The following is a 25,736-nucleotide window of genomic DNA, read 5'->3' as shown; positions in this document are numbered from 1 at the left end:
CGAGCCGGGTACTGGCGGGCTGGTCGTTCGGACCAGACGAGTGAGCGCAACATGCCGCGGTGACCGAGGCGTGCACGGCGTGTTGCGCTCACTCGACCGGTGAAGGGCTGCCGGCGGCTCGGGTGTCGGCGGGGCGTGGTGGAATCCCGGGGTGCTCGTCCTTCGCCGCCCCGACCTCGCCGAGGCCGCTGCCACCGTGCTCGACAGCGCCCAGCAGGCTGCGGTCGAGCACCGGGCTGCCGTCGTGCGGGTGCTCGGGGCGCCCGGCACCGGCAAGTCCACGGTGGCCGTCGAGCGCATCGCGGCGGCTGTCGCGCAGGGGCTGACCGCCGACCAGTGCCTGCTGCTCGCCCCGACCCGACGTGCAGCAGCGCGCCTTCGGGATGCCGTCACGGCTCGCCTCGGCGGCACCACGACCACTCCCTTGGCGCGCTCGCACCAGTCCTACGGGTTCGGCCTGCTCCGGCAGGCGGCCGCGCTCGCCGGCGACCCGACCCCGCGACTGCTGAGCGGCCCCGAGCAGGACGTGATCCTCGGCGAGCTGCTCGCCGGCCATGCCGACGGCACGGCACCGGCGCCGCAGTGGCCCGCCGAGCTCCACCTCGCCCTGCCGACCCGTACCTTCCGCCGCGAGCTGCGTGACCTGCTCATGCGTGCCGTCGAGCTCGGCCTCGAGCCCGAGGCGCTCGCGGCCCTCGGACACGAGCACGGTCGCGGCGAGTGGGTGGCCGCGGCCCACGTCCTGCGCGAGTACGACGAGGTGACCGCGTTGTCCGCGGCCGGGGCCTTCGACCCGGCGTGGATCCTCGGCGCCGCCGCCGACCTCGTCGTGGACGACCCCACCTCCTTGCCCCCGAACCTGCGCCTCGTCGTCGTCGACGACGCCCATGAGCTGACCCCGCCGGGGCTGCGGCTGGTTCAGGAGACGATCGCCGCCAGCGCCGCCCGGCTGGTGCTCATCGGCGACCCGGACGCCGCCACCGAGACCTTCCGCGGAGCAGACCCGCGCCTGTTCCTCACCGCCTGGCCGCAGGCGGACACGCTCACCCTCGGCACCTGCCACCGTTCAGGAGCACCGCTTCGCGCCGCGGCCTCCCGGGTCGTCGGGCACGTCGGCGTCGTCGGCGGGGCGGCCCATCGGGCCGTTGACCCCGCCCCACGCGACGGACGCGTCGAGGCGCACCTCGTGCGCACGGCATCCCAGGAGGCCGGGTACGTCGCGGGTCGCCTGCGCACCGCGCACCTCATCGACGGCGTGCCGTGGTCACGCATGGCCGTCATCGTGCGCGGCGGGTCCCGCACGGCCACCCTGCGCCGCGTGCTGCGCAGTTCCGGCGTGCCGGTCGACACGACCACCGCTGACCTCCCCGTGGCCGACGAGGCCGCCGTGCGGCCCTTCCTCACCCTGCTGACCTGGGCGCTCGAGGTGATCGCCGGTGGCGAGCACCTCGACCCCGCGCAGGTCGTCGACACCCTCACCTCCCCGGTCGGTGGGGCGGATGCCGTGTCGCTGCGGCGGCTGCGCCGCTCGCTGCGGCGCCTCGAGCTCGACAGCGGCGGTGGCCGACCGAGCGACGTCCTGCTCGCCGAGGCCGTGCTCGCGCCGGGGGCCCTCGACCACGTCGGCCCCGAGGGTCAGCCCGCCCGCCGAGTGCACCGGGTGCTGGCCGCCGCGGTCGAGGCCCTGCGCGACGGGGACGGGGTCGAGGTCGTGCTGTGGCGGATGTGGTCGGCGAGCGGGCTGGCCCAGCCGTGGCGCGATGCCGCCCTCGCGGGTGGCTCGGCGGGTGGGCGCGCCGATCGTGACCTCGACGCCGTGCTCGGGCTCTTCGATGCCGCCGCCCGCTTCGTCGACCGACTCCCCGGTGCCTCCCCGGCTGACTTCCTCGATCACGTGCTCGGTCAGGACGTCGCCGGCGACAGCCTCGTCGCGAGGGCCCCCGCAGGTGAGTCGGTCGCCCTGCTCACGCCCGCGGCATCCGCCGGTCGCGAGTGGGACCTCGTCGTCGTGGCCGGGGTCCAGGAGGGGGTATGGCCCGACCTGCGGTTGCGCGGCTCGTTGCTCGGCTCGACCGACCTCGTCGACCTGCTCGCCGGCCGAGGGGATGACCCCCGGGCGGCGCGGGCGCAGGTGCGTCACGACGAGACCCGGCTCTTTCACGTCGCCGTCACCCGGGCCCGTACGCACCTCGTCGTCACCGCCGTGCGCGGGGAGGACGAGCAGCCCTCACCCTTCCTCGACGTCATCGACCCGCTGCCCCACCCGCGCACCTTCACCGACGTCCCGCGCCCGCTGACCCTCGCGGGCCTGGTCGGTGAACTGCGCCGTGAGGTCGCCGGGGAGGACCCGGCCCGCCGAGGCGCCGCGGTCACGACCCTGGCTCGACTCGCCAGCCACCACGTGCCCGGTGCCGACCCCGCGCAGTGGTGGGCGCTGCGCGACGTCAGCGACACCCGCCCGCGCCGTGCCCCGGATGCGCCGGTCGTGATCTCACCCTCGGCCATCGACCCGTTCATCCGGTGTCGACTGCAATGGGTGCTGCGGGCCGCGGGCGGCGACGGGCCCTCGATGGGCGCGCAGGACATCGGCACGCTCGTGCACGACGTCGCCCACGAGCTCGGCGACACCGACGCGGCGACCTACGCGGCGCAGGTCGAGGCGCGGTGGGGTCGGCTCGGGCTCGCCCCGGGCTGGCTCAGCCGTCGCAGCCTGGCCCAGGCGACCGCGATGACCGACCGGCTGGCGCGCTACATCACCGAATCGGATGCCGTCGGTTGGCGCCGGGCGGCCTCCGAGGCCCGCATCGAGGCAGTGATCGGACGGGCCCGCATCACCGGTCGGGTCGACCGTGTCGAGGTGTCGCCCACCGGTCAGGTGCGCATCGTCGACCTCAAGACCGGGGCCAGCAAGCCGACGGTCGCCGAGGTGTCCCGGCACGGTCAGCTCGGTGCCTACCAGCTCGCGGTGCAGCACGGGGCCCTGCCCGAGGTCGGCACAGAGCCGGGCGGGGCAGCGCTGCTCCACCTGGGCAAGGCCGCGAATCTCACCACCACCGTGCAGGTCCAGCAGCCGCTCGACGCCGACGACGACCCGCAGTGGGCCCACGACCTCGTCGAGCAGGTGGCGCACGAGATGTCCGGCGCCGTCTTCTCCGCCACCCCCGGGACGAAGCAGTGCGGCACCTGCCAGGTCAAGGACTCCTGCCCGGCCCTGGCCGAGGGGAGGCGGCTGTGACGGCGCCGCGGTGGAGTGCCGTCGCGCTCGCGCACGCGCTGGGTCAGCACACCCCGACGCCGGAGCAGACCGCCGTCATCGAGGCCCCGTTGCGCCCCCTGCTCGTCGTCGCCGGAGCGGGCTCGGGCAAGACCGAGACGATGGCGGCACGGGTGGTGTGGCTGGTCGCCAACAACCTCGTGCGCCCCGATGAGGTGCTGGGGTTGACCTTCACCCGCAAGGCCGCCGGCGAGCTGTCGGAGCGGCTCTCCGCGCGCCTGACCACCCTGCGCGAGGCCGGCATCTGGGTGCCGCAGGAGGAGGACGGCGCCGCCGTGCTCGACGACGCCCCGACGGTGTCGACCTATCACGCCTATGCGGGCCGGATCGTGCGCGAGCACGGCGTCCGCCTCGGGGTGGAGGCCGAGAGCCGTCTGCTCAGCGAGGCCGCCGCCTGGCAGGTGGCCCACGAGGCGGTCGTCGCCTACGACGGGCCCATGGACGGGGTCGAGAAGGCGGAGTCGACCGTGACGACCGCGGTGGTCGACCTCGCCGGTGAGATGGCTGAGCACCTCGTCGACGTGGATGCCGTGGCCGCGCACCTCGACGAGGTGGTCGCCGCCCTCGAGGCCATCCCACGGGGTGAGGCCTCGACGAAGAAGGCCTTCCCCAAGGAGGTCAAGGACACCATCGCCGTGCTGCGCGAGCGGCGCGCGATCCTGCCGCTGATCACGCACTTCCAGGCCCTCAAGCGCGCGCGCGACAGCATGGACTTTGCCGACCAGGTGCAGCTCGCCGCGCGCGTCGCGATGACGGTGCCGCAGGTCGGGGCCGGCGAGCGGTCCCGGTTCCGCGCAGTGCTGCTCGATGAGTTCCAGGACACCTCCGAGGCCCAGCTCCAGCTGCTGCGGTCGCTGTTCGTCGCTCCCGGCGCGGCGGTGCCGGTCACCGCCGTCGGCGACCCCCACCAGTCGATCTACGGCTGGCGTGGCGCGAGCTCGACGACGCTGCACCGCTTCCGGGTCGACTTCGTCGACGATGCCGGCTCGACGCAGGTGCTCCCGCTGTCGACGAGCTGGCGCAACGACCAGGCGGTGCTCGACGTCGCGAACCACGTCGCGCAGCCGCTGACGCGGGCGACGTCGGTGCCGGTACGCCGGCTCGGAGCCCGCGCGGAGGCCGGCCCCGGGCACGTCGCGACGGCCCGGTTGTCGACGCTGGAGGGCGAGGCCGCGCACGTCGCCGACTGGGTGCGGGCCCGGCTCCGTCGGCCGGGGCGCACGACAGCGGCCGTGCTGTGCCGCAAACGCTCCCAGTTCGACCCGGTCATCGAGGCGTTGGAGGAGCGCGACATCCCCTACGAGGTCGTGGGTCTCGGTGGGTTGCTGCACACGCCGGAGGTCGCTGACCTCGTCGCCCTGCTCTGGGTCGTGCAGGACCCGAGTCGTGGTGACCGGTTGATGCGCCTGCTGACGGGGCCGTCGTGCCGCCTCGGTGCGGCCGACCTCGACGGTCTCGGTGCCTGGGCCCGAGAGCGGCAGCGCACCGGCCGGGACCGGCGGCGCACCGACCTCGCGCGCGACGCCAGCGAGCAGGCCAGCATCGTCGAGGCACTCGATGACCTGCCCCCCGCCACCTGGGTCGGGCCGGAGGGTCAGTCGCTGTCGCCCACGGCCCTCACCCGACTCGAGGGCCTCGGCGCCACCGTGCGGCACCTGCGCGCCCTCACCGGCCTGGGCCTGGCCGAGCTGGCCGCCGAGGCGGAGGTGGCTCTCGGTCTCGACATCGAGGTGCTGGCCCGCACCACCTGGAGCCCGGGCGCCGCCCGTGCCCACCTCGACGCCTTTGCCGACGTCGCGGCGACCTTCGCCGCCAGCGCGGACCGCTCGACCCTCGGCGGGTTCCTCACGTGGCTCGACGCGGCCGTCGACGAGGAGCGCGGCCTCGACCTGGGCTGGGTCGAGGCACGCCCCGATGCCGTGCAGGTGATGACCGTGCATGCGGCCAAGGGGCTGGAGTGGGACGTCGTGGCCGTCCCGGGGCTCGTGGAGTCGTCGTTCCCGGCCCACTCCGGCACCTCGACGACCGTCAAGGACGGCTCGTGGAACCACTCGACCCCCACGGACAAGGGCTGGCTGGCGGGCCTCGCGACCCTTCCCTACGACCTGCGCGGTGACGCCGACGGCCTGCCCTGCTTCTCCTGGCGCGGCCCGCACACCTGGGACTCCATCGCCGGTGCCTCCGGTGAGTACCACCGCTTCAGGGGCGCGGTGGCGGCCCACGGCATCCTCGAGGAACGGCGGCTGGCGTACGTCGCCTTTACCCGTGCGCGTCACGACCTGCTGCTGACCAGCCACGTATGGGGCACGGCCGGCACCCCGCGGCTGACGTCCCGCTTCCTGCTCGAGGTGCGTGAACAGGGGCTCGCGCCGGCGTCCGGCCCGTGGGTCGACCTGCCGCCGGTTGATCCCAAGCCGCAGAACCCGCGAACGGCCGAGCAGGTGAACGTCGCCTGGCCGACGCAGGACCACGTGGCCCGCAGGCAGGCACTGCTCGAGCCCGCACGAGCCATCGCGGATGCCGTGGCCACCCTCTCGCAGGAACCGGACGGTTCCCGGGTGGCCGTGCCCTCCTCGCCGTGGGACGACGAGGTGAGCATCCTGCTCGCCGAGCGGGCTGCACGCGGTCGCGGCGCTGACGTGGACGTCGTCCTGCCCGCGCACCTGTCAACCTCGGCCCTCGTCGCGCTCGCCGAGGACGCCACTCGCTTCACCCTCGACCTGCGGCGCCCCATGCCGACCCCGCCGGCCCTGTCGGCGCGCCGTGGGACGACCTTCCACGCCTGGGTCGAGGAGCACTACGCCCGGGCAGCGTTCGTCGACATCGACGAGCTGCCGGGGTCGGCCGACGACGGAGCCGTCGACGACGACCTCGCCGCGCTGCGGGCCAGCTTCAGCGCGAGCGAGTGGGCTGATCGCACCCCGGTCGAGGTCGAGACGAGCGTCGAGACCGTGCTCGACGGCATCGCCGTGCGCGGCCGCATCGACGCCGTCTTCGAGGATGTCGGCGACGACGGACAGCCCTCGTGGGTCGTCGTCGACTGGAAGACCGGGGCGGCGCCGAGCGGAGCCCGGGCGTCAGCGCGAACGCTTCAGCTCGCGGCCTACCGCATCGCGTGGGCGCGAGTGCGCGGGGTGCCGATCGAGCGGGTGCGCGGCGCGTTCTTCCACGCCGCGACCGGTGAGACGACCTGGCCGGACCTGCCGGGGGTCGACGAGATCACTGCGGTGCTGAGCGCTGCCCGTCCGGGCTGACCTCGTCTGAGCTGGTCTCGTCCGAGCGGGGCTCGTCAGGGCTGGGCTCTTCGGAGGCGGGATCGGCGTCGGGCTCGTCGTCGGTCTCGGCCGAAGCGGCATCCTCGGTCGGCGCGTCGTCGGCCGGCGCGTGGTCCTCGGCGGGGTCCAGCTCGAGCCACGCCGGGACGTCGTCGCCCTCGGCAACGGAAACGGCGACGGGAACGGCGACCGGGTCGTCACGGTCCGTCTCCACGAGCCCGGGCAGTTCCTCGTCGTCATCGTCGACGACGAGTGCCGGCGGTGGGGTCGGGCGCGTCCGGATGCCGATCGGCGCCAAGGAGGTCCGGCGGTAGTCGTCGGGTTCCTCGCCGGCGTGGACGGCGTCGTCGAGGCGACGAAGCTGGGTCGTCAGCACCTCGACGGCACCGGCGTCCTTGCGGGACAGGGCGGTCATGAGGGTGCCGAGCAGGCCGAGTTCGGCGACGAGGCGGGCGCGCACGATGAGGTTGGTGTCGGGGCGTTCCACCCGGGCGTGGGCGTAGGCCTCGAGCACGGTCTCGACGGCCTCGGGGCTCGCGTCCGCGACGAGGGGGGCGAAGTCGTCGGCAGGGTCGGCGACCTTGGCGTCCTCCCAGCCGGTCAGGGCTCGGATGGTGCCCGTCGACGCGTCGGAGTCGTCGGTGAACACGGCCAGCACCTGGTCGCCGGTGAGGTCCCCGTGCGTCGCGGTCGGCGCGAACCGCCAGAGGGTGACGTCCTCGAGGGCCTTCTCCCACCGGGTCAACAGCGTCGTCGGCACGCGCCCGGTCTCGGCGGCCCGGTCGAGCTCGGCGAGACGGCGGCTGCGGTAGGCGTCGGCGTCGTACGACGGCAGGCCCGCCTCGTCGTAGATGGCCGGGTCGGTGTTGTGCAGGGCGGCGATGGCCCGGCCCAGCTCAGCGGCCAGGCCGGGGCCGGCCGGCAACTCGGCGAAGTCGAGGTTGTGCCCGGGCAGGTACGGGTATACGGCGGCCCGCCCGCCCTCGGCGAGGGCGACGAAGCCCTTCGGAGCAGGAACCGCGAACGGCAGCCGTCGGCCGAGCAGGGCCAGCAGGGCGATGGTGCGGTCCATCTCGGCACCCGCGACGTCGCTGCGGGGTACCCGCACGACCCATCTGCGGTGCTCGGTGTCCTGGATGAACGCGACGTCGAAGGACTGGTCCGGAGTGCTCGACAGGGCCTCCACGCTCACCGGGTCGAGCCCGGAGACCGCGGCGCTGGCGAGAGCGGCGAGATAGGCGGGGCTGCGGTCCACGGCCCCACGGTATGCGCTCGACCCCCCATAGGCTGGGACGCGTGCCCGACCGTGCCGCGATCCTGCCCGACCTCGCCCTCAGCCGGTCCGTCCTCGACCGTCGCGGCGACCTGCGGGCTGACCCGTCCCTGCTGACCCGGCTGTTGGCCGACGGCGACACCCGCGTGCTGCGACTGGTCGGTGACCGGGCCGCCGTCATCGCCGGTGGCCGCGCCGCTGACGGCACCGACGAGGTGACCCGGGTGGTGTTCGACGCGCCGACCCCGCACGACCTCGACCGGCTGGGCCTCTACCTCGGGGATGCCGGGGGAGTCTCGTACGTCGGCGTCGTCGCCGACGACCTCACGGCATCCATCGAGGGCGACGAGGCGTGGCGCACGCTGCGCCAGGTCGGTGCCACCCTGGCCGACCTCGACGCGCACGCGCTCGTGACCACGCTGGCGCTCGCGAACTGGCACCGCACCCACACCCACTGCCCGCGCTGCGGCACGCCGACCGAACCGGTGCTGGCCGGGTGGATCCGGCGGTGCCCGGCGGACTCCAGCGATCACTACCCGCGCACCGACATGGCGGTCATCATGGCGGTCGTGGATGCCGACGACCGGTTGCTGCTCGCGCGGGGCCGGGGGTTTCGGGGCAACGGGATGTCGGTGCTGGCTGGGTTCGTCGAGCCGGGTGAGAGCCTCGCGGCGGCCGTGGCCCGTGAGGTCCTCGAGGAGGTCGGGGTGGCCGTCACCGACGTCACCTACCTCGGCGACCAGCCCTGGCCGTTCCCGTCGTCACTGATGCTCGGGTTCACCGCGCGCGCTCTCGACACCGACCTGCACCTGCAGGCGGAGGAGATCGAGGCCGCGCGATGGTTCACCCGCGACGACCTCGTGGCGGCGCTCGCGGACGGCTCGGTCGTCATCTCGGGGCGGTTGTCGATCTCGCGGCGGATCATCGAGCACTGGTTCGGCGGGCCGCTCGACTCACCGGAGCTCCCCCTGCGCTGACCGGATGCCGGGGGTCAGGTGAGGCGGGACCGCACCTGCGCGATGGTCGGGTTGGTCGCGGCGCTGCCGTCGGCGAAGAGCAGGGTCGGCACCGTCTGGTTCCCGCCGTTGACCGACATGACGAACTCGGCGGTGCCGGGTTCGTGCTCGATGTCGACCTCGGTGAAGGAGATGCCCTCGCGCTCCATCTGCGACTTCAGGCGGCGGCAGTAGCCGCACCAGGTCGTCGTGAACATCGTGACGGTGCCCGGCGCGGGCAGGTGGGTGACGGCGGCGTCGCTCATCGTGGTCCTTCGGTGGTGAACGGGTGGGCTCGGTGGTGGTGAACGTCGCACCGCAGCCGATCCTTCCCGGTTCTCGCGGCGGTCCCCGCCGATCCCGGCCTCGTCGGTGGCCCCACCTAGGATCAGGGGCGATGAGCAGCCTGCCAGTGCACCCCGGAGCCGACGCGGTCCTCGATGCACTCGACCCCGAGCAGCGCGAGGTCGCGGCCCACCCGAGCGGCCCGATGTGCGTGCTCGCGGGCGCCGGCACGGGCAAGACCCGGGCCATCACCCACCGCATCGCGTACGGGGTGCTGTCCGGGGTGTACCAAGCCCAGCGGGTGCTGGCCGTCACCTTCACGGCCCGGGCCGCTGGTGAGATGCGCACCCGCCTTCGTGACCTCGGGGTGGGCGGGGTCCAGGCCCGTACCTTCCACGCGGCATCCCTGCGCCAGCTGCACTACTTCTGGCCCCAGGCGATCGGAGGAGCGTCGCCGGAGGTGATGCCGCACAAGGCCAGCGCCGTCGCCGAGGCCGGTTCCCGCCTGCGGTTGCGCCTTGACGGCCCCGCCATCCGCGACCTGTCCTCGGAGATCGAGTGGTCGAAGGTGTCGCTGCTGACTCCCGACTCCTACGCGGCAGCGGCCAGCGCAGCGCGACGTGAGCCCCCGGCCGGTCTGGACGCCACGGCGATGGCCCGGCTCATCGCGGCCTATGAGGAGGTCAAGACCGACCGCGGCGTCATCGACTTCGAGGACGTCCTGCTCCTCATGGTGGGCATCCTGCGCGAGCACGAGGAAGTGGCCCGGGCGGTGCGCAACCAGTACCGGCACTTCGTCGTCGACGAGTACCAGGACGTCAACCGCCTCCAGCAGACCCTGCTCGACCTGTGGCTGGGGGAGCGGCGAGACATCTGCGTCGTCGGGGACCCGGCGCAGACGATCTACTCCTTCACCGGCGCCTCGCCCCAGCACCTGCTCTCGTTCCGCACCCGCCACCCCGACGCCCGCACCGTCGAGCTCGTGCGCAACTACCGCTCCACCCCGCAGGTGGTCACCCTCGCCAACCTCGTCCTGCGCGGCCCGGGAGGGCAGCGCCGATCCGGCTCGGTCGAGCTGCGGGCGCAGCGCGCCGACGGGCCCGTGCCCGAGCTCGTCGTGGCCGACAACGACCCCGACGAGGCGGCGGCGGTCGCGACGCGCATCGCGTCGTTGCTGGATGCCGGGCACCCACCCTCGGAGGTGGCCGTGCTCTTTCGCACCAACGGCCAGAGCGAGGCCTTCGAGTCGGCCCTGGCCGAGCGCGGCATCCCCTACCTCGTGCGTGGCGGCGAACGCTTCTTCTCCCGCAAGGAGGTGCGCGACGCCGTGGTGCTCATGCGGGGCGCGGCGCGCTCCGACGACGGGTCGGTGCCGCTGCCCGACCTTGCCCGTGACGTGCTGCTCGGGGCCGGCTGGTCCCGGGAGGCGCCCACGAGCGGGGGAGCGGCCCGTGAGCGCTGGGAGTCGCTCGCCGCGCTCGCCGGTCTTGCCGACGACGTCTTCGCGACCGACCCACAGGCGCGGATGCCGGCCCTCGTGCGTGAGCTCGAGGAACGGGCCGCGGCCAGCCACGCGCCGACGGTGCAGGGGGTGACCCTGGCGTCCTTCCACGCCGCCAAGGGGCTCGAGTGGGACACGGTGTTCCTCGTCGGCTGCTCCGACGGGTTGCTCCCGATCACCATGGCCGACACCCCGGAGGCCGTCGAGGAGGAGCGGCGCCTGCTCTACGTCGGTGTCACCCGAGCCCGCGAGCGACTCGTGCTGTCCTACGCAGGGGCCCGCACCCCCGGGGCGAAGGCGACGCGACGCCCCTCCCGGTTCCTCGACGGCACATCGAGCGTGCTCGGCGACGGTGCCCGGTCGCAGGCTCGGCGACGCAAGGCGCCCGGAACGGGTGGCGGGTCCGGTGGCGGCAAGGGCAAGCCGGCGGTCCGCTCGACGTGCCGCGCGTGCGGTGCTGATCTGGGGACGGCGCGCGAACGGACCATCGGACGGTGCTCGACCTGCCCGCCCACGATGGACGAGCGGCTCTTCGAGGCCCTGCGCGAGTGGCGCCTTGACACCGCCCGGGAGGCTGATGTCCCTGCCTTCGTCGTGTTCACCGACGCGACGCTGACCGCGATCGCCGAGAAGGTGCCGCGGGACGTCGCCGCGTTGTCGCGGATCACCGGCGTCGGACCGGCCAAGCTCGAGCGCTACGGAGCCGCCGTGCTGAGCCTTCTCGAAGAATTTTCTGAAGCCCAATAGCCCTGTGCGGCAATACTTTTCGACTTGGTGGCGGCTGCTTCACGCGTGGCCTGTCGATAAATGCGTTGCCCTGGCTGGGAGGGCTCACCTAACCTGACACGCGTGCGCCCGGTCGGGTGTACGCACACCGCGAGTTCAGTGAGGAGGGTTGGCCCTGATGGAGACGACGATGACCAAGGACCTGACGATGAACGCTGTCCGCGAGATCTGCGCGCGTCCCTGGCGCAGCGCCAACACCGCTCACGCAGGCACCTTCGGCTCCGACCAGGGGCGCACTGTGTCCTACGCCGGCAGCGCCACCCGTGACGACAAGGTCGTCGCCGGTGTGTTCGCCGTCCTGGGCAACGCCCCCGCCGAGCCGTTCGGGTACCCCCGCCTTGAGGCCCCACCTGTCTGACATCTGACGACAGGTCACCTCAAGGCCGCGGAACCCACACGGGATCCGCGGCCTTCGTCATTCCCGCTGACACCACTCACGCCCGCTGGCACCACTCGCAACCACCCACACCCAGACCACACCCGAGGCCACCGCCATGACCACCACCGCAGATCGGATCGACACCGATCGCCCCACGACCCCGCGCCACACCCGGCGCACCGAGACGACGACGAGCCGCACCCGGCCCGTCGACCAAGGAGGTGACACCCCGAAGATGCTGACCCAGTTGCTCGACCTGCACGAGGCGTCCGACGCCCTCGGCGAAGCCATCCCCTGCCGGGAGAACGACGCCGAGCTGTGGTTCGCCGACACCCCCGACGGCGTCGAGTTCGCCAAGGCCCTCTGCGGCACCTGCCCGGCTCGGGACGTGTGCCTCTCCGGGGCGCTCGACCGGCGTGAGCCGTGGGGTGTCTGGGGCGGAGAGCTCTTCGTCCAGGGCGCCATCGTCGCCCGCAAGCGTCCTCGCGGACGCCCCCGCAAGACCGACGTCGCCGCCTGAGGCGACCAGTCACCCTCGACCACCAGGAGATTTCGATGTACTTCCGACGCATGCAGCGCATCCGTCGCACCGCGCACCAGCGCCGCGTCCACGAGGCGCAGCGTCAGGTGCAGGCCGCGGCCGAGCGCGAGCAGCTGCGGGCGGTCATCCACAGCCACGTGCGATGACCTCCCAGTCCACCCACCCATCCCGACACCAGGTCGAGGTGATACCGCGCGGATTCGCGGGCGGTGTCACCTCGACCTCGGCGGCCCCGGCGGCCGCGTCGGTCCCGCCACTGGCCGGGCCCGACTTCTGGCGCGCGGTCGGCGTCGAGGTGCTGGCTAGGCTGTCGTCATGGCTTCGCTGACGATCGCCCAGGACCCGAGCGCCGACCGCGTCCTCTCGCAGGACCCGTTCGCCCTGCTCACCGGCATGCTGCTCGACCAGCAGTTCCCCATGGAACGCGCCTTCGCCGGCCCCGCCAAGGTGCTCGAGCGGTTCGGCACCCTCGAGCCGGCCGCGATCGCCGCCGCGGACCCCGAACCCTTCGCCGACCTGTGCGCGACCCCGCCGGCCGTGCACCGCTACGGCCGCTCGATGGCCGGGCGCATCCAGGCCCTCGCCGTCGTCGTGCGCGACGAGTACGCCGGCGACGCCTCGACCATCTGGAGCACCGCGACGACCGGCACGGACCTGTTCGCGCGGCTCAAGGCGCTGCCCGGATTCGGCGAGCAGAAGGCCAAGATCTTCACCGCGCTGCTCGGCAAGCAGCTCGCCGTGCGCCCTGACGGCTGGCAGGAGGTGTGCGGCGCCTACGCCGAGCCGGGCTCCTTCCGCTCGGTGGCCGACGTCGTCGATGCCGAGTCGCTGCAGAAGGTGCGCGACTTCAAGAAGGCCGCCAAGGCGGCCGCCAGGGCCGGGGCCTGAGCCCGATGGCTGGGCACGACGACACCGCACCGACGGCGGATGCCGGCCGGCCGGCATCCGACATCGTCTGTACGTCGTGCGGCGCCACCCCCGACGGCGCCGAGGCGCTCTCCCTGGCCCGGATCACCTGGGCCCGGGGAGTCGAGAACGGGCGAGACACCTGGACCTGCGAGCAGTGCAGTCGCCGGTTCCTGCGCAGCATCGAGGGCAAGCTCGACTCGTCCTGGTGGTGAGGCGGGTCTGCTCAGCTGGGCGAGGGGGGCAGCCGTGACTCGTCGATGCCGGACAGGTGCGCGCAGACGAGTTCGCGCAGCGGCACGGTGCCGCCGATCTGGCTGAGCACACCGATGCCGCCGAGCCACACCCGGTGGATGAGCAGGTACTCCGGCGGCAGGTTGAGCTTGAGGCCGATGAGGAACTGAGGGCGGCGGGGGTCCTGCAAGGTGGCCGCGGCACCGCGCAGCCACTCGCGGGTCGGCGTGAACTGGTCGTGCAGGAGGGGTTCCACCAGGGGTGTGAGGTACTCGAGCAACGCGTCGGGGTCGATGTCGATGCCCTTGCGGATGAAACCCTCCCGGCGCAGCACGGCCTCCAAGGCCACGGCGTCACCAGCCAGGGCCTCGGTGAGCACCCGGCCCAGCGACGACGGCAGGCCGTGCGGCAACCGGTTGACGGCACCGAAGTCGAACACCGCGAGCCGGCCGTCGTCGGTGATCCGGAAGTTGCCGGGGTGGGGGTCGGCGTGCAGCATGCGAGCCCGGTTCGGGGCGCGCAGGAGGAACTCGAGGTAGAGGGTCGCGGCCTCGTCGCGCTCCTGCGGGGTGCCGTTCGCGATGACGCTGGCGAGGGGGGTGCCGTCGATCCACTCGGTGACGATGACGTGGGTGGAGTCGACCAGCACCTCGGGGATCAGGACGTCCTCGTCGCCGCGGAAGGCGTTGGCGAAGTGCCGCTGGTTGCGCGCCTCGAGGTGGTAGTCGAGCTCTTCGCTCATGCGGGCCTTGAGCTCGGCCATGATCGGCTTGATGTCGATGCCGGGCACCCACGACCCGGCCATCCGGGCCACCCGCGAGATCTGGTTGAGGTCGGAGAGCAGGGCCTCGGCTGCCCCCGGGTACTGGATCTTGACGGCGACCTCGCGGCCGTCGCGCCAGACCCCCTTGTGCACCTGGCCGATGGAGGCAGCCGCGGCGGGGACGTCGTCGAACTCGACGAGCTTGGTGCTGGCCCAGCGGGGGCCGAGCTCGCGGGCGAGGATCTCGTGCACCCGGTCGGCACCCATCGGCGGGCCGGACTCCTGGAGCTTGGTCAGCGTGGCCCGGTACGGGCCGGCCAGCTCCTCGGGCATCGCGGCCTCCATGACCGACAGGGCCTGGCCGAACTTCATCGCACCGCCCTTGAGCTGCCCGAGCACGGAGAACAGCTGCTCGGCCGTTCGGGCCTGCAGCTCGGCGGCGACGGCCTCCGCCGGTCGCCCACCGACCCGCTTGCCCACGCCCATGGCTACCCGGCCGGCGTGCCCCAGGGGCAGCCCGACGAGCTTGGCGGTGCGGGCGATGGAGCTCCGCGGGATGTCGGTCACCCCGCCATTCTCACCCGCGCACACCCACAGTCGGCACGCACGTTCCACAGACGATGGGTCAGGCTCACATCGGCGAGGCCGATCTCGGTCGAGATCCCGCCCAGTGACACGTCTCCTCGCAGGGTCGTGAGGACGATGACGGTGGCCACCGCGCAGGCCAGGACCACCGTGCCCGACGGCGTGTCGGATGCCGGGTGGCCGGGCCGGATGCCGTCGGCACCGGGTCGTCGAGCGGCCCCCTGAGTGCGTGCTGACGAGCCGCCCGAGGCGTCGCCCCAGGCGTCGGCGCAGCAGCGCAGGCACGCCGTGCTGCCCGGGAGGACGAGCGGGCCCACGACGACCCGGCCGGCACCGACCACCAGCGGCAGGTGCGGGGTACCGCGGGCCTGCCACGGGGTGCCCGCCCAGCGAGGGGGGCGATCACGGGCGACGATCACGACCGCCGCCGGTGCCGGCTCGCCCTGGGCCAGCGCGAGCTCGGCCCCGTCCGCGGCGTGTGCGCCCCCGACGACCGGCACCTCGCAGCGGCGCAACTGCGCCACGAGCTCGTCCGCGAAGAGGCCGGTTCCGTCGACGACGACGTGCCCGGCCCGCGACCGTCCCTGCATCTCCACCCCCGACCTGACCCCAGTGACCCCGACCGGTGTCACCCCGATCGGTGCCACCCCGACCGGTTTCATCCCGATCGCCGGTGCCATCCTGCCCTGCCCCGGCGGCCGAAAACCGTCGTCCACAGGCTGTTCGTCCCGTAGCCCTGCCCGAGCGCGACCCAGCGACAGCACGCGGCCCCGGTCCCACCGGGGACCGGGGCCGCGTGCGGAGGTTCGCTCAGGCCTTGCCGAGGATGCGGTTGAGGTTGGTGCCACAGACCGGGCACACACCCTTTGCCATCCGGCGGCCGTTCTCGGAGACGACGACCTTGCCCTCGGCCTCGCGCTTCTCCTTGCACTTCACGCAGTAGAACTCGCCCTTGTAGGTCTCGTCAGCCATGAGTCTCTCCTTGTCGTCGACACCCGGCTGGGGCAGCCGCGTCGATCAGGTGTGGGTGCCGCGCAGGCGGCAGGGTGGCTCAAACCCTAGCCACGAGGCCGCCGCGGATCAGGCGGACGCGCGGGACCCGCCATGGGTGGGCCGCCACTCCCGCACCGCACACCACTTCGGCACCACCCGCCCCACCGAGGGCACACCGGGCCTAGTCTGCTGGGGTGAGCAGGGAGGACGTCGAGGTCCGCCGCAGTCGCCGCCGGCGCCGCACGGTCAGTGCGTATCGCGAGGGCGAGCGCACTGTCGTGCTCATCCCGGCATCCTTCAGCGCCGCCGAGGAGGAGCGGTGGGTGACCCGGATGCTGACCCGGCTCACCGCCGGCGACCGCCGCCGGGCGCGCGGTGACGACGAGCTCCAGGCCCGGGCGGCGCACCTGTCGCAGAAGTACCTCGGCGGGCACGCGCGGCCCACGAGCGTGCGCTGGGTCTCGACCATGGGCCGCCGGTGGGCCTCGTGCACGCCGGGCGAGGGCACCATCCGGGTCTCCGACCGCCTGCGCGACGTGCCGAACCACGTGCTGGACTACGTGCTGCTCCACGAGTTGGCGCACCTGCTCGTGCCGGGTCACGGACCGGCCTTCTGGCGCCTGCTCGCGTCCTACCCCAAGCTCGACCGGGCCCGGGGGTTCCTCGACGGCTTCGCGCACGCCGAAGGGTTGGCCCCCGGTCCCGACGAGAACCCGGTCGAGGGGTCAGCCGGCGTCGAGGGCACGCAACCCGAGTGAGACCAGGGGCGAGAGCTCGGCGCGGGTGTCGGCGGGCAGGGCGGCGATCGGCCACCAGCGCACGTCGAGTGACTCCTCGCTGACCACCCCCGCCGCCCCGTCAGGCGCGAGCGCGACGTAGCGCACGTCGAGGTGCTCGCGGCAGTGGCCGAAGGCGCCGACGAGTTCGTGCCGGTCGAGCTGGACGGGGTCGGGCAAGGGCTCGAGCGCACCGATGCCGGACTCCTCGCGCGCCTCGCGCCGTGCCGCCTGCCACACCGATGCGTCACCGGCCTCGAGGTGCCCACCGAACTGGAACCAGGCCCTGGCCTTGCGGTGGTGCGTCAGCAGAACCCGCTCGTGGGCTGCATCGACGACCAGGCACGAGGCCGTGAGGTGCGCGGGTGGGCCCGCCTTGGCGACGCCGTCGGGGTGGGCGGCCAGGTGGGCGAGGTACTCCTCGCGCAGCCGAGCCTGCCCGGCATCCGGTGCCGTCCACCGCGTGAGGAGGGCGACGGCATCCTCACGCAGGTGAGCGAAGCCGGCATCGCTCACGCGGGGTCCTCGCCGCGCAGCAGGGCGTCCAGCGCTGCGTCCATGTCGTCGGTCGTCGGCGTGGACGTGCGTTCGACGTACCCGAGCGGGTCGTCGAGGTCGGCGGCAGAGGGGGCGAGGTCGGGGTGGCGCCACGCGGCATCGCGCGTCGTGGCGTCGCCGGAGTCCTCGAGGGCGGAGAACAGGTTCGCGGCGTCGCGCAGCCGCCGGGGGCGCAGCTCGAGCCCGACGAGCGCCTCGAAGGCCTTCTCGGCCGGGCCGCTCGTCGCCCGGCGCCGGCGCACGGCCTCCCCGAGCGCGTCGGCCTGGGGCAGGTGCTCGCGGGTGGCGCGATCGGTGACGACGTCGACCCAGCCCTCGACCAGGGCCAGCCAGGTCTCGAGGCGGGTCAGGGCGGCCTGTTGCGCGGGGGAGGGCTGCGGGGCGAACATCCGCCCCTGGAGGGCCTGTTGCACGGCCTCGGGGTTGGAGGGGTCGATGGAGCGCACGGCCTCCTCGATGGCGTTGGTGTCGATGGAGATGTCCGCCGCGTAGTCGCGCACCGCGGCCAGCAGCGCAGGGCCCAGCCACGGCACGGCACCGAAGAGCCGCACCCGGGCCACCTCGCGCACCGCGAGGTAGAGCCGTGCCTGCGGCTCGTCGACCTCGAGGCCCTGGGCGAACGTGCGCAGCGCGCTCGGCATGAGGGCGACGGTGGGGGCGGGAACGAGGGGGAGTGACACCTCGCAGCCGGTCAGCACCTCACCCGCGAGGGTGCCCGTGCCCTGCCCGAGCTGCATGGAGAACATCGAGCCGTGCATGCGACGCAGCATCGGCCCGGCCTGGTCGAGCATGCCTGCGGGGATGCCGCCCGGCAGCCCCGGGATGCTGGCGTCGCCGAGGTTCTCGAGGGTGCCCAGCTGCTCGAGCTGCGACCCGAGGGCGGTCGTCACGGCCTCGGTGACTCCGGCGGCGATGGGCTCGACGAGGTCGGTCCAGACCGGCATCGTCGACTCGACCCACTCCGCCGCGCTCCAGGCGACGCCGTGCAGGCCGGGCGTCGTGAGGTCGGTGACCGCGTCGAGCCAGAGCCCGGCGACCTGGACGGCGTCGGCGGCCTCGCGCTGGTCGGTGCTCGTCGCGATCGTGTCGCCCTGGGCCGAGACCGTCTTGCGGGCGATGTCGGTGGCGAGCGTCGCATTGACGGCGTGCTCGCTCTCGGGGGCGGAGAACATCGCCTGGACCTGGCCCATGACCATCGCGAGCATCTGTGGGTCGACCTTGTCCAGGCCCATGCCCTGCATCATCGAGGTGAGCTGCGGGTCCAGGGGCGCACCACCGGTGAGGTCCCGCAGCAGCTTCTCGATCTCGGGGGGCAGTGCGGAGGCGTCGTCGGCGGGGTCGTTCACGCGGGGCTCCTGGCATTCGGGTGAGAGGATGTCGTCTCGAGACAAGCCAACCACGATCCGGCCCAGATGGTTCCCGCCGGTCACCGCTGCCGAGGAGCACCATTGACGATCGACCCTGACCCGGTCGCCCTCGTCGCCCTGCGCGACCAGCCGTTGTCCGTCGACGAGGTGCTCGATGCCGTCCGGCATCCGAGCTGCGGCGGCATCGCCCTCTTCGTCGGCGTCGTGCGCGACCACGACCACGGTGCGGCCGTGACGTCGCTGGACTACGAAGCCCACCCGAGCGCCCTCGACACGCTGAACCGCGTCTGCGCCGACGTGCTCGCCCGGTCGCAGGCTCGGCGGGTCGCGGCGGTGCACCGCACGGGGTCGCTGGCCATCGGTGACCTGGCGGTCGTCGTCGCGGCGTCAGCCCCGCACCGCGGACAGGCCTTCGATGCCTGCCGAGACCTGATCGACACGCTCAAGGCGCAGACCCCGATCTGGAAGCACCAGAGCCTTCAGGACGGCTCGACCGAGTGGGTGGGCCTTCCGTGATCCAACCGGAGCGCCCGGGGATGCGGCCCGGGAGGGTGTCGGCCGCCCTGCTGTTCGGCTCGTTCCTCGTCATCGCCGTGGCCGCCGCCCTCACCTTCGTCGGGCTGCCCTACGTCGTCATGTCACCCGGTCCGGCGACCAACATCCTCGGCGAGAACGACGGCAAGCCCCTGCTCACGGTCGACGGCGCGCAGACCTACCCGACGAGCGGCTCGCTGGACTTCACCACCGTGAGCGTGACCGGTGGGCCTGGGGCCAAGGTCACCGTGTACGACGTCCTCGGCGCCCGCCTCTCGGGGTCGGACGAGGTGCGGCCCGTCGAGCAGGTGTTCCCGCCCGAGGCCAGCCAGGAGCAGGTCGAGCAGGAGGGCGCTGCCGAGATGGCGAACTCGCAGAGCGTGGCGACCGCGACGGCCCTGCGGGCCCTCGGGCGTGACGTCAAACAGACCGTCACCATCGGTGAGGTGCTCGAGGACGGCCCGTCCACGGGGGTGTTCGAGGTTGGTGACGTCCTGGTGAGCGTCGACGGCGACCCCGCGACGTCGTCGGATGCCGTGCGCGCCGCCGTTCAGCGGCACCAGCCCGGTGAGACCTTGCCCGTCGTCATCGAGCGTGGTGGCAGCGAGCGCACGGTCACGGCGCGCACCGCCGAGGCCGGCGGCCGTACCGTCATCGGGGTCGGGTTGCAGATGGACTACGACCTGCCGGTCGACGTCACGCTGAACACCGGGCGGGTCGGCGGGCCGTCGGCCGGGCTGATGTTCAGCCTGGCGATCTACGACGTGCTCACCCCCGGCGAGCTCACCGGCGGCAAGAACATCGCCGGAACCGGCACGATGCAGGACGACGGGAGCGTCGGCCCCATCGGCGGCATCCGCCAGAAGCTCGTCGGCGCCCAGCGGGCCGGGGCCAGCTACTTCCTCGCGCCCGCCGACAACTGCGACGAGGTGGTCGGTCACGTACCCGACGGGCTCGAGGTGCTCAAGGTCGCCACCTTCGACGACGGGCTGGCCGCGGCGAACGGCATCGCCAAGGGTTCTGTCGAAGGTTTGCCCACCTGCGGCTGACCGCGCCGATGCGCCGCGACCCCTCGACTACGGCGTGAGGGTGGCCCGCAGCGCGTGGACCAGACCCGGGGCGATGTTCTCACCGAGGGCGACGCGGTCGTCGGTGTCGTGGGCCCGCTGACGCAGCAGGCACCGGGCAGCTCCGTCACGGGTCACGGCGACGAGCAGGCGGACGTCGGCCCGGTCGGGGTGATCGGCGATGGCCTGCAGGGCTGCGGCGTCGGCGCTCGGCAGGTCGCGCTCGGCCTCGGGCGGCACGACGATGCGCTCGACGGCCAGGGCGCAGCCCAGCACCTGATCGGGCCAGGCGATCTGGGCGAGGAGGTCCTCGAGACCGTCTCCGCTCGGCAGGTCCTCCTGCTCGACCGCGCTGAGGGCGCCGGCCACGGCGTCGTGGGAGGCCAGCCCCTGGGCCAGCTGGGGCTCGTGGGCGAGCAGGTCGGCGGTCGGGACGAGCGCGAACAGCCGCACGGGCTGGTCCCAGCCGCCCTTGGCCACGTGTCGCTCGGTGTCCAGTGCGGCCAGGGTGAGCGGGTCGGTCACGGGCTGGGACACAGCGGGGGTGGGCTCGGCGGGTGCGGGCTCGGTGGGGGAGGTCACCGCACCATGGTGCCTGATGGAACCTCCAGCAGGCCGGGGTACGTTGTCGGTCCAGCGTCGGCGCGGGACAACCCTGCGCGATGAGGACAAGGGAGAGCAGTGAGTCGCTCGGAGTGGTTCGACGGGCCTTCGGGCCCTGGTGATGGTTCGCCGCCCCCGCGGGGTGTCCCCGGTGACGAAGGGGGGGCCGGTCGCCCTGCGGCCACCGCGACGCGCAAGCGGCGTGGTCCCCTCGGCCCGACCCTTGCAGTGCTGGCAGTGCTCGCGCTCCTCGGAGGGATCGCCGCTGACGTCCTCACCGACGTCTGGTGGTACGACTCCGTCGGGTTCCGCGGCGTCTTCGTCAAGGAGATCGCGGTCAAGGCGGGCCTGTTCATCGGGGCCGGGCTGCTGACCGGTGCCGCTGTCGCGCTCAGTCTCGTCGCCGCCTACCGCACCCGTCCGCTGTACATCCCCATGACCCAGGCGCAGCAGGTGCTCGAGCAGTACCGACAGGCCATCGAGCCGCTGCGCCGCCTCGCCGTGTGGACCATCCCCATCATCCTCGGCGTGCTCGCCGGGTCGGGGGCCATGGGCTCCTGGCGCACCCTGCTGCTCTGGCTGAACCGCGAGCCGTTCGGCATCGAGGACCCCCAGTTCGGCATGGACGTCGGCTTCTTCGTCTTCACCCTCCCGTGGCTGCGCTTCGTCGTGAGCTTCATCACGGTGGTGCTGGCCCTGGCCTTCGTGGCGGGCGCGTTCACCCACTACGTCTACGGGGGTCTGCAACTGCCCGGGCGCGGGCCGACCACGCGCGCGGCCTACGTGCACCTCGGCATCCTCGGTGCCCTCATCGCCCTGACCCGGGCCGCCTCGTACTGGCTCGATCGCTACACGTTGGCGACCCAGAAGGGCAGCCTGCTCACCGGCATCACCTACACCGACGACAACGCGGTGCTGCCGACCAAGGCGATCCTCGCGGTCGCCGCGCTCATGTGCGCCGTCTTCTTCCTTGCGGCGATCTGGAGCCGCAGCTGGCGGCTGCCGCTCACGGGTGTCGCCCTGCTCGTCGTCACGGCAGTCGTGGCGGGTGGCGTCTACCCCGCGCTGATCCAGAGCCTGCGCGTCAAGCCCTCGGAGAAGTCCCTCGAGGCGCCCTACCTCGAACGCAACATCACGGCGACGCGCACGGCGTTCGGCCTCGACCGAGTCAAGCGCATCCCGAACCCGGCGCCGGAGGCGACCGAGGACAAGGACGTCCTGCGCACCGCCGCAAACGACATCCCGGGCGTCCGGATCATCGACCCCAACGTCGTCGCCCCCACCTTCCGCCAGCTCGAGGGCCAGCGCGACTACTACGCGTTCCCCGACACCCTGGACGTCGACCGGTACACGATCAACGACCAGACCCGCGACGCCGTCGTCGCCGTGCGCGAGATCAACCTCAACGGCCTGCCCGACAACCAGCGCAACTGGCTCAACGACCACACCGTCTACACCCACGGTTACGGCTTCTACGCCGCCTACGGCAACCAGCGCACCGCCGAGGGTGACCCCGTGTTCTTCGAGGGCGGCGGGCGCAGCTCGCTCGGTGAGTACGAGCCGCGCATCTACTTCGGGGAGCTCTCGCCGACGTACTCCGTCGTCGGTGCCCCCGAGGGTGACTCGCCGCGCGAGTTCGACTACCCCGCGGGCAGTGACGGTGACGTCGCCGTCAACAACACCTACGAGGGTGCCGGGGGGGTCGAGATCGGGTCGCTCGTGCGCCGCCTGGCGTACGCCGTGAAGTACCGCGAGGCCAACTTCCTGCTCTCCGACGCGGTCAACAGCGAGTCGCGCATCCTCGACCACCGCACGCCCACCGAGCGGGTCGAGCGGGTCGCCCCGTGGCTGCGTCTGGACGGCAACGTCTACCCGGCGGTCGTCGAGGGTCGCATCCAGTGGATCGTCGACGGCTTCACCACCTCCGCCAGCTACCCCAACTCACGGCTCATCGAGCTCGCTGACGCGACGTCGGATGCCGTGACGCAGCGGTCCTCGGTCGTCACCGTGGGTGCCGGGCAGGTCAACTACGTGCGCAACGCGGTCAAGGCGACCGTCGACGCCCACGACGGCAGCGTGAAGCTGTACGGCTGGGACACCAAGGACCCGATGCTCAAGGCGTGGAGCAAGGCGTTCCCCGGGTCGGTGCGGCCGCTGTCGGAGATCTCCGGTGACCTGATGTCGCACATCCGCTACCCGCAGGACCTCGTCAAGGTGCAGCGCGAGCTGCTCAACGAGTACCACGTGACCAACCCGGGTGACTTCTACTCCAACTCCGACAAGTGGCGCGTCCCGCGTGACCCGTCGCAGACCTCCCAGGACCAGCCGGTGGTCTTCCAGTCCATCGCGATGCCGGGGGAGGACGAGGCGGCCTTCTCGATCACGACCCCGTTCGTGCCCGCGAGCAACAACGAGGCGGGCCGCGAGATCCTGCGTGGTCTGCTGGCCGTCGATGCCGACGCGGGGTCCGAGGCCGGCAAGCCGGCGGAGGACTACGGGTCGCTGCGCCTGCTCGAGTACGGCTCGGCGACGCCGGCCGGCCCCGGTCAGGTGCTCAACCAGATCCAGAACTCGCCGGTGCGTTCGCAGAACGCCGCCGAGCAGCTGTCGCTGGCGCAGTACATCACCAACAATTCCGGTGGTGGCAAGACGCTGACCTTCGGCAACCTGCTGACCTTCCCGCTCGAGGGCCGGATGTTCTACGTCCAGCCGATCTACGTGCAGGCGGCAGCGGGTTCCGGCTCGTTCCCCCAGAACAAGATCACCGTCGCCGTCTACGGCACCACCGTCGCCTGGGGTGACACCCTCGAACAGGCCGTGAGTGGGTTGTTCGGTGCCGGTGACGGCAGCGAGACGCCGACGACTCCGACGACGCCGACCGACCCCGGCACGGACACACCCACCCCGCCGGATCCCGGTCAGCCGACCGGGTCGGCCGCAGCGCAGCTCACCGCGGCGCTGGCCGAGATGCAGGCGGCGTACACGGCCGGGCAGGAGGCGCTGAAGTCCGGTGACTTCACGGCCTACGACCAGGCTCAGAAGCGTCTCGACGCAGCCCTGAAGAGGGCGGCCGCGCTGGCGCCGCAGCTCAACCCCGACGGAGCGGGAGCGACCCCGAGCCCGTCACCGTCGCCCACCGGCTGATTCCCAGCCTCGACCCTGATCGGCGCCGCCCTGAGACTGCTCAGGGCGGCGCCGATTTGGTGGGACGCCGCGCGTCACGTACGGTTCTTTCTACCGAGCACGCCTGTTCGCAGGTGTGCACCCGACGCGGGGTGGAGCAGCTCGGTAGCTCGCCGGGCTCATAACCCGGAGGTCGCAGGTTCAAATCCTGCCCCCGCTACCAGATGTCAGGCGCGGAACCTCACGGTTCCGCGCCTGTCTGCGTAGATGGGGTTGAGCGATGCAGTTCGGGTTGAGCGAGGAGAATCGGCACGCGCGTACGGGGGTGGGGGGCGAGTCGTGCGACCTCGATGCGCCGCTGGTCACAAGGGTGGATGCGAGTGCTGAGCCCCGCGACACGTGCTGCTCGCTCATCGTCGGTGACCTGCGCCACGTTGCCTGATAACGGCATACCCACGCCGGATGCCGTGTTGACCCCCGCGTGAGTACTCCCCACCGCGTCGTCGTCATCGGTTCCGGCTTCGGAGGTCTCTTCGGTACCCAGGCGCTCAAGCGCCGGGACGACGTCGAGATCACCCTGATCGCCCAGACCACCCACCACCTGTTCCAGCCGCTGCTCTACCAGGTCGCGACCGGCATCCTGTCCGAGGGGGAGATCGCGCCCAGCACCCGTGAGGTGCTGGCCCGGCAGAAGAACGCCCGCGTCCTGCTCGGCACGGTGACCCGCATCGACCTGCACGATCGCACGGTCACCTCGCACGTGCTGGACCGCGAGCTCGTGACCCCCTATGACACCCTGCTCGTCGCGGCGGGGGCCGGTCAGTCGTACTTCGGCAACGACCACTTCGCCCGCCACGCCCCCGGCATGAAGTCCATCGACGACGCCCTCGAGCTGCGCGGCCGCATCTTCGGGGCGTTCGAGCTGGCCGAGCTTGCCGAGACTCCCGCCGAGGCGCAGCGGGCGATGACCTTCGTCGTCGTCGGTGCCGGCCCGACCGGGGTCGAGATGGCGGGGCAGATCGCCGAGCTGGCGCACCGCACCCTGCGCAGGGAGTTCCGCAGTATCGACCCACGCAACTCGCGGATCATCCTCGTCGACGCCGCCCCGACCGTGCTGCCGAGCTTCGGCGAACGCCTCGGCGGGGCCGCCAAGCGCCGCCTCGAGGGCATGGGCGTCGACGTGCGCCCCGGCACGATGGTCACCGACGTCGACGCGGCCGGTATCACCGTGCGCGAGGCCGACGGCACCTCCACCCGGATCGAGGCCCTGACCAAGGTGTGGGCCGCCGGAGTCCAGGCGAGCTCGCTGGGTCAGCAGCTCGCCCTGCAGACCGGCGCCGACCTCGACCGGGCGGGGCGGATCAAGGTGCTTCCCGACCTCACCCTCCCCGGGCACCCCGAGGTCTTCGTCGTCGGCGACATGATCTCGCTCGACAACCTCCCGGGTGTCGCCCAGGTCGCGATCCAGGGCTCGCGCTTCGCGGCCAAGCAGGTCAAGCGGCGCCTGGACGGCAAGGAGCCCGAGCCCGCGTTCCGGTACTTCGACAAGGGGTCGATGGCGACGATCTCACGGTTCAGTGCGGTCGCCTCGATCGGCAAGTTCCGATTCTCGGGCTTCTTCGCCTGGCTGCTGTGGCTTGCCATCCACCTCGTCTACATCATCGGGTTCAAGCACCGCGTCACGACGCTGCTGCACTGGACCGTCAGCTTCCTCGGCCGCGGTCGGGCCGAGCGAGTGGCCACCGAGCAACAGGTCTTCGCCCGCCGGGCCTTGGACGCCATGCCGGAGGACGAGCAGCCCTCGATCCCGACCAATCCCGCGGACACGCACGTGGCCGGAGTGGCCGAGATCGAGGAGCAGCACCGAGCCTCGGCCTGACCCGACCCGACCACACGGTGAGCCGGATGCCGGAGGTGC

General features: G+C 72.6%; 22 protein-coding genes and 1 tRNA gene. 15 read left to right on the top strand and 8 right to left on the bottom strand.

Features of this window, described 5'->3' with window-relative positions; genetic code table 11:
* Positions 1-151 precede the first annotated feature (151 nt).
* Positions 152-3,235: an ATP-dependent helicase gene (locus C8E84_RS06705; protein WP_159900576.1), complete on the top strand. Its 3,084-nt coding sequence runs from the start codon at positions 152-154 to the stop codon at positions 3,233-3,235.
* Complete coding sequence (locus C8E84_RS06700; RefSeq protein ID WP_159900574.1) at positions 3,232-6,528, top strand: ATP-dependent helicase; 3,297 nt, start codon at positions 3,232-3,234, stop codon at positions 6,526-6,528. The genes C8E84_RS06705 and C8E84_RS06700 overlap by 4 nt, the downstream gene beginning before the upstream one ends.
* Here C8E84_RS06700 and C8E84_RS06695 read toward each other — a convergent pair.
* A complete protein-coding gene (locus C8E84_RS06695; RefSeq protein ID WP_159900572.1) occupies positions 6,494-7,804 on the bottom strand; it encodes a phosphotransferase in 1,311 nt (436 codons plus the stop codon). The two genes, C8E84_RS06700 and C8E84_RS06695, sit on opposite strands and share 35 nt — an antisense overlap.
* A gap of 41 nt (positions 7,805-7,845) precedes the next feature.
* Here C8E84_RS06695 and nudC point away from each other — a divergent pair, with 41 nt between their 5' ends.
* Entirely contained in the window at positions 7,846-8,799 is a 954-nt protein-coding gene (gene nudC / locus C8E84_RS06690; protein WP_246196826.1) for an NAD(+) diphosphatase, read from the top strand.
* 14 nt (positions 8,800-8,813) lie between these two features.
* Here nudC and C8E84_RS06685 read toward each other — a convergent pair whose 3' ends face one another.
* Positions 8,814-9,083 (bottom strand): mycoredoxin, encoded by a 270-nt coding sequence (locus tag C8E84_RS06685; RefSeq protein ID WP_159900568.1) that lies wholly within the window; start codon positions 9,081-9,083, stop codon positions 8,814-8,816.
* A 131-nt stretch (positions 9,084-9,214) separates the two neighbouring features.
* Here C8E84_RS06685 and C8E84_RS06680 point away from each other — a divergent pair, with 131 nt between their 5' ends.
* The 6 genes from C8E84_RS06680 (at position 9,215) to C8E84_RS06660 (ending at position 13,430) form a co-directional block, all read left to right on the top strand.
* A complete protein-coding gene (locus tag C8E84_RS06680) occupies positions 9,215-11,350 on the top strand; it encodes an ATP-dependent DNA helicase UvrD2 (protein WP_159900566.1) in 2,136 nt (711 codons plus the stop codon).
* A gap of 157 nt (positions 11,351-11,507) precedes the next feature.
* Positions 11,508-11,747, top strand: a complete 240-nt coding sequence (locus tag C8E84_RS06675) for a hypothetical protein (protein WP_159900564.1) — start codon at positions 11,508-11,510, stop codon at positions 11,745-11,747.
* Between the two features lie 256 nt (positions 11,748-12,003).
* A complete protein-coding gene (locus C8E84_RS06670; protein WP_159904582.1) occupies positions 12,004-12,288 on the top strand; it encodes a WhiB family transcriptional regulator in 285 nt (94 codons plus the stop codon).
* 35 nt (positions 12,289-12,323) lie between these two features.
* Positions 12,324-12,455, top strand: coding sequence for a hypothetical protein (locus C8E84_RS18340; protein WP_281348919.1), 132 nt, complete (start codon positions 12,324-12,326; stop codon positions 12,453-12,455).
* Positions 12,456-12,624: 169 nt separating this feature from the next.
* A complete protein-coding gene (locus C8E84_RS06665) occupies positions 12,625-13,197 on the top strand; it encodes an HhH-GPD-type base excision DNA repair protein (protein WP_159900562.1) in 573 nt (190 codons plus the stop codon).
* A gap of 5 nt (positions 13,198-13,202) precedes the next feature.
* Positions 13,203-13,430 carry a hypothetical protein gene (locus C8E84_RS06660; RefSeq protein ID WP_159900560.1) on the top strand — a complete coding sequence of 76 codons (228 nt, stop codon included), beginning with the start codon at positions 13,203-13,205 and terminating at the stop codon, positions 13,428-13,430.
* Positions 13,431-13,441: 11 nt separating this feature from the next.
* Here C8E84_RS06660 and C8E84_RS06655 read toward each other — a convergent pair whose 3' ends face one another.
* The 3 genes from C8E84_RS06655 to C8E84_RS17645 all read right to left on the bottom strand — a co-directional run bounded on the left by C8E84_RS06655 (position 13,442) and on the right by C8E84_RS17645 (position 15,769).
* Positions 13,442-14,779, bottom strand: coding sequence for an ABC1 kinase family protein (locus C8E84_RS06655; protein ID WP_159900558.1), 1,338 nt, complete (start codon positions 14,777-14,779; stop codon positions 13,442-13,444).
* A complete protein-coding gene (locus C8E84_RS06650; protein WP_159900556.1) occupies positions 14,776-15,387 on the bottom strand; it encodes a hypothetical protein in 612 nt (203 codons plus the stop codon). Before C8E84_RS06650 ends, C8E84_RS06655 begins: the two co-directional genes overlap by 4 nt.
* 220 nt (positions 15,388-15,607) lie before the next feature.
* Entirely contained in the window at positions 15,608-15,769 is a 162-nt protein-coding gene (locus tag C8E84_RS17645) for a DUF5679 domain-containing protein (RefSeq protein WP_170296269.1), read from the bottom strand.
* A gap of 215 nt (positions 15,770-15,984) precedes the next feature.
* On the opposite strand from C8E84_RS17645, the gene C8E84_RS06645 reads away from it, so the two are divergent.
* Complete coding sequence (locus C8E84_RS06645) at positions 15,985-16,548, top strand: M48 metallopeptidase family protein (RefSeq protein WP_159900554.1); 564 nt, start codon at positions 15,985-15,987, stop codon at positions 16,546-16,548.
* Here the strand turns inward: C8E84_RS06645 and C8E84_RS06640 are convergent.
* Positions 16,516-17,082, bottom strand: a complete 567-nt coding sequence (locus tag C8E84_RS06640; protein ID WP_159900552.1) for an NUDIX hydrolase — start codon at positions 17,080-17,082, stop codon at positions 16,516-16,518. The genes C8E84_RS06645 and C8E84_RS06640 overlap by 33 nt on opposite strands.
* Positions 17,079-18,470 (bottom strand): zinc-dependent metalloprotease, encoded by a 1,392-nt coding sequence (locus C8E84_RS06635; RefSeq protein WP_246196825.1) that lies wholly within the window; start codon positions 18,468-18,470, stop codon positions 17,079-17,081. The genes C8E84_RS06640 and C8E84_RS06635 overlap by 4 nt, the downstream gene beginning before the upstream one ends.
* Positions 18,471-18,572: 102 nt before the next feature.
* On the opposite strand from C8E84_RS06635, the gene C8E84_RS06630 reads away from it, so the two are divergent.
* Positions 18,573-19,007, top strand: coding sequence for a molybdenum cofactor biosynthesis protein MoaE (locus C8E84_RS06630; RefSeq protein WP_170296250.1), 435 nt, complete (start codon positions 18,573-18,575; stop codon positions 19,005-19,007).
* Complete coding sequence (locus tag C8E84_RS06625) at positions 19,004-20,074, top strand: YlbL family protein (RefSeq protein ID WP_246196824.1); 1,071 nt, start codon at positions 19,004-19,006, stop codon at positions 20,072-20,074. The genes C8E84_RS06630 and C8E84_RS06625 overlap by 4 nt, the downstream gene beginning before the upstream one ends.
* A gap of 27 nt (positions 20,075-20,101) precedes the next feature.
* Here the strand turns inward: C8E84_RS06625 and C8E84_RS06620 are convergent, their stop codons facing one another.
* The gene (locus C8E84_RS06620; protein WP_425495949.1) at positions 20,102-20,674 is read right to left on the bottom strand and encodes a PPA1309 family protein; all 573 of its coding nucleotides are present in this window, start codon (positions 20,672-20,674) and stop codon (positions 20,102-20,104) included.
* Between the two features lie 99 nt (positions 20,675-20,773).
* Between C8E84_RS06620 and C8E84_RS06615 the strand changes: the two genes are divergently transcribed.
* The 3 genes from C8E84_RS06615 (at position 20,774) to C8E84_RS06605 (ending at position 25,697) form a co-directional block, all read left to right on the top strand.
* On the top strand, positions 20,774-23,839 hold the full coding sequence (locus tag C8E84_RS06615; RefSeq protein ID WP_425495948.1) for a UPF0182 family membrane protein: 3,066 nt from the start codon (positions 20,774-20,776) through the stop codon (positions 23,837-23,839).
* A 125-nt stretch (positions 23,840-23,964) separates the two neighbouring features.
* Positions 23,965-24,041: transfer RNA gene (locus C8E84_RS06610), tRNA-Met, on the top strand.
* Between the two features lie 258 nt (positions 24,042-24,299).
* Complete coding sequence (locus tag C8E84_RS06605; protein WP_159900546.1) at positions 24,300-25,697, top strand: NAD(P)/FAD-dependent oxidoreductase; 1,398 nt, start codon at positions 24,300-24,302, stop codon at positions 25,695-25,697.
* Positions 25,698-25,736 lie beyond the last annotated feature (39 nt).

Source organism: Ornithinibacter aureus, assembly GCF_009858245.1.
GTDB classification, from domain to species: domain Bacteria; phylum Actinomycetota; class Actinomycetes; order Actinomycetales; family Dermatophilaceae; genus Fodinibacter; species Fodinibacter aureus.
Note: the sequence above shows the minus strand (reverse complement) of the source record. Positions and strands in the feature narration are given on the sequence as shown.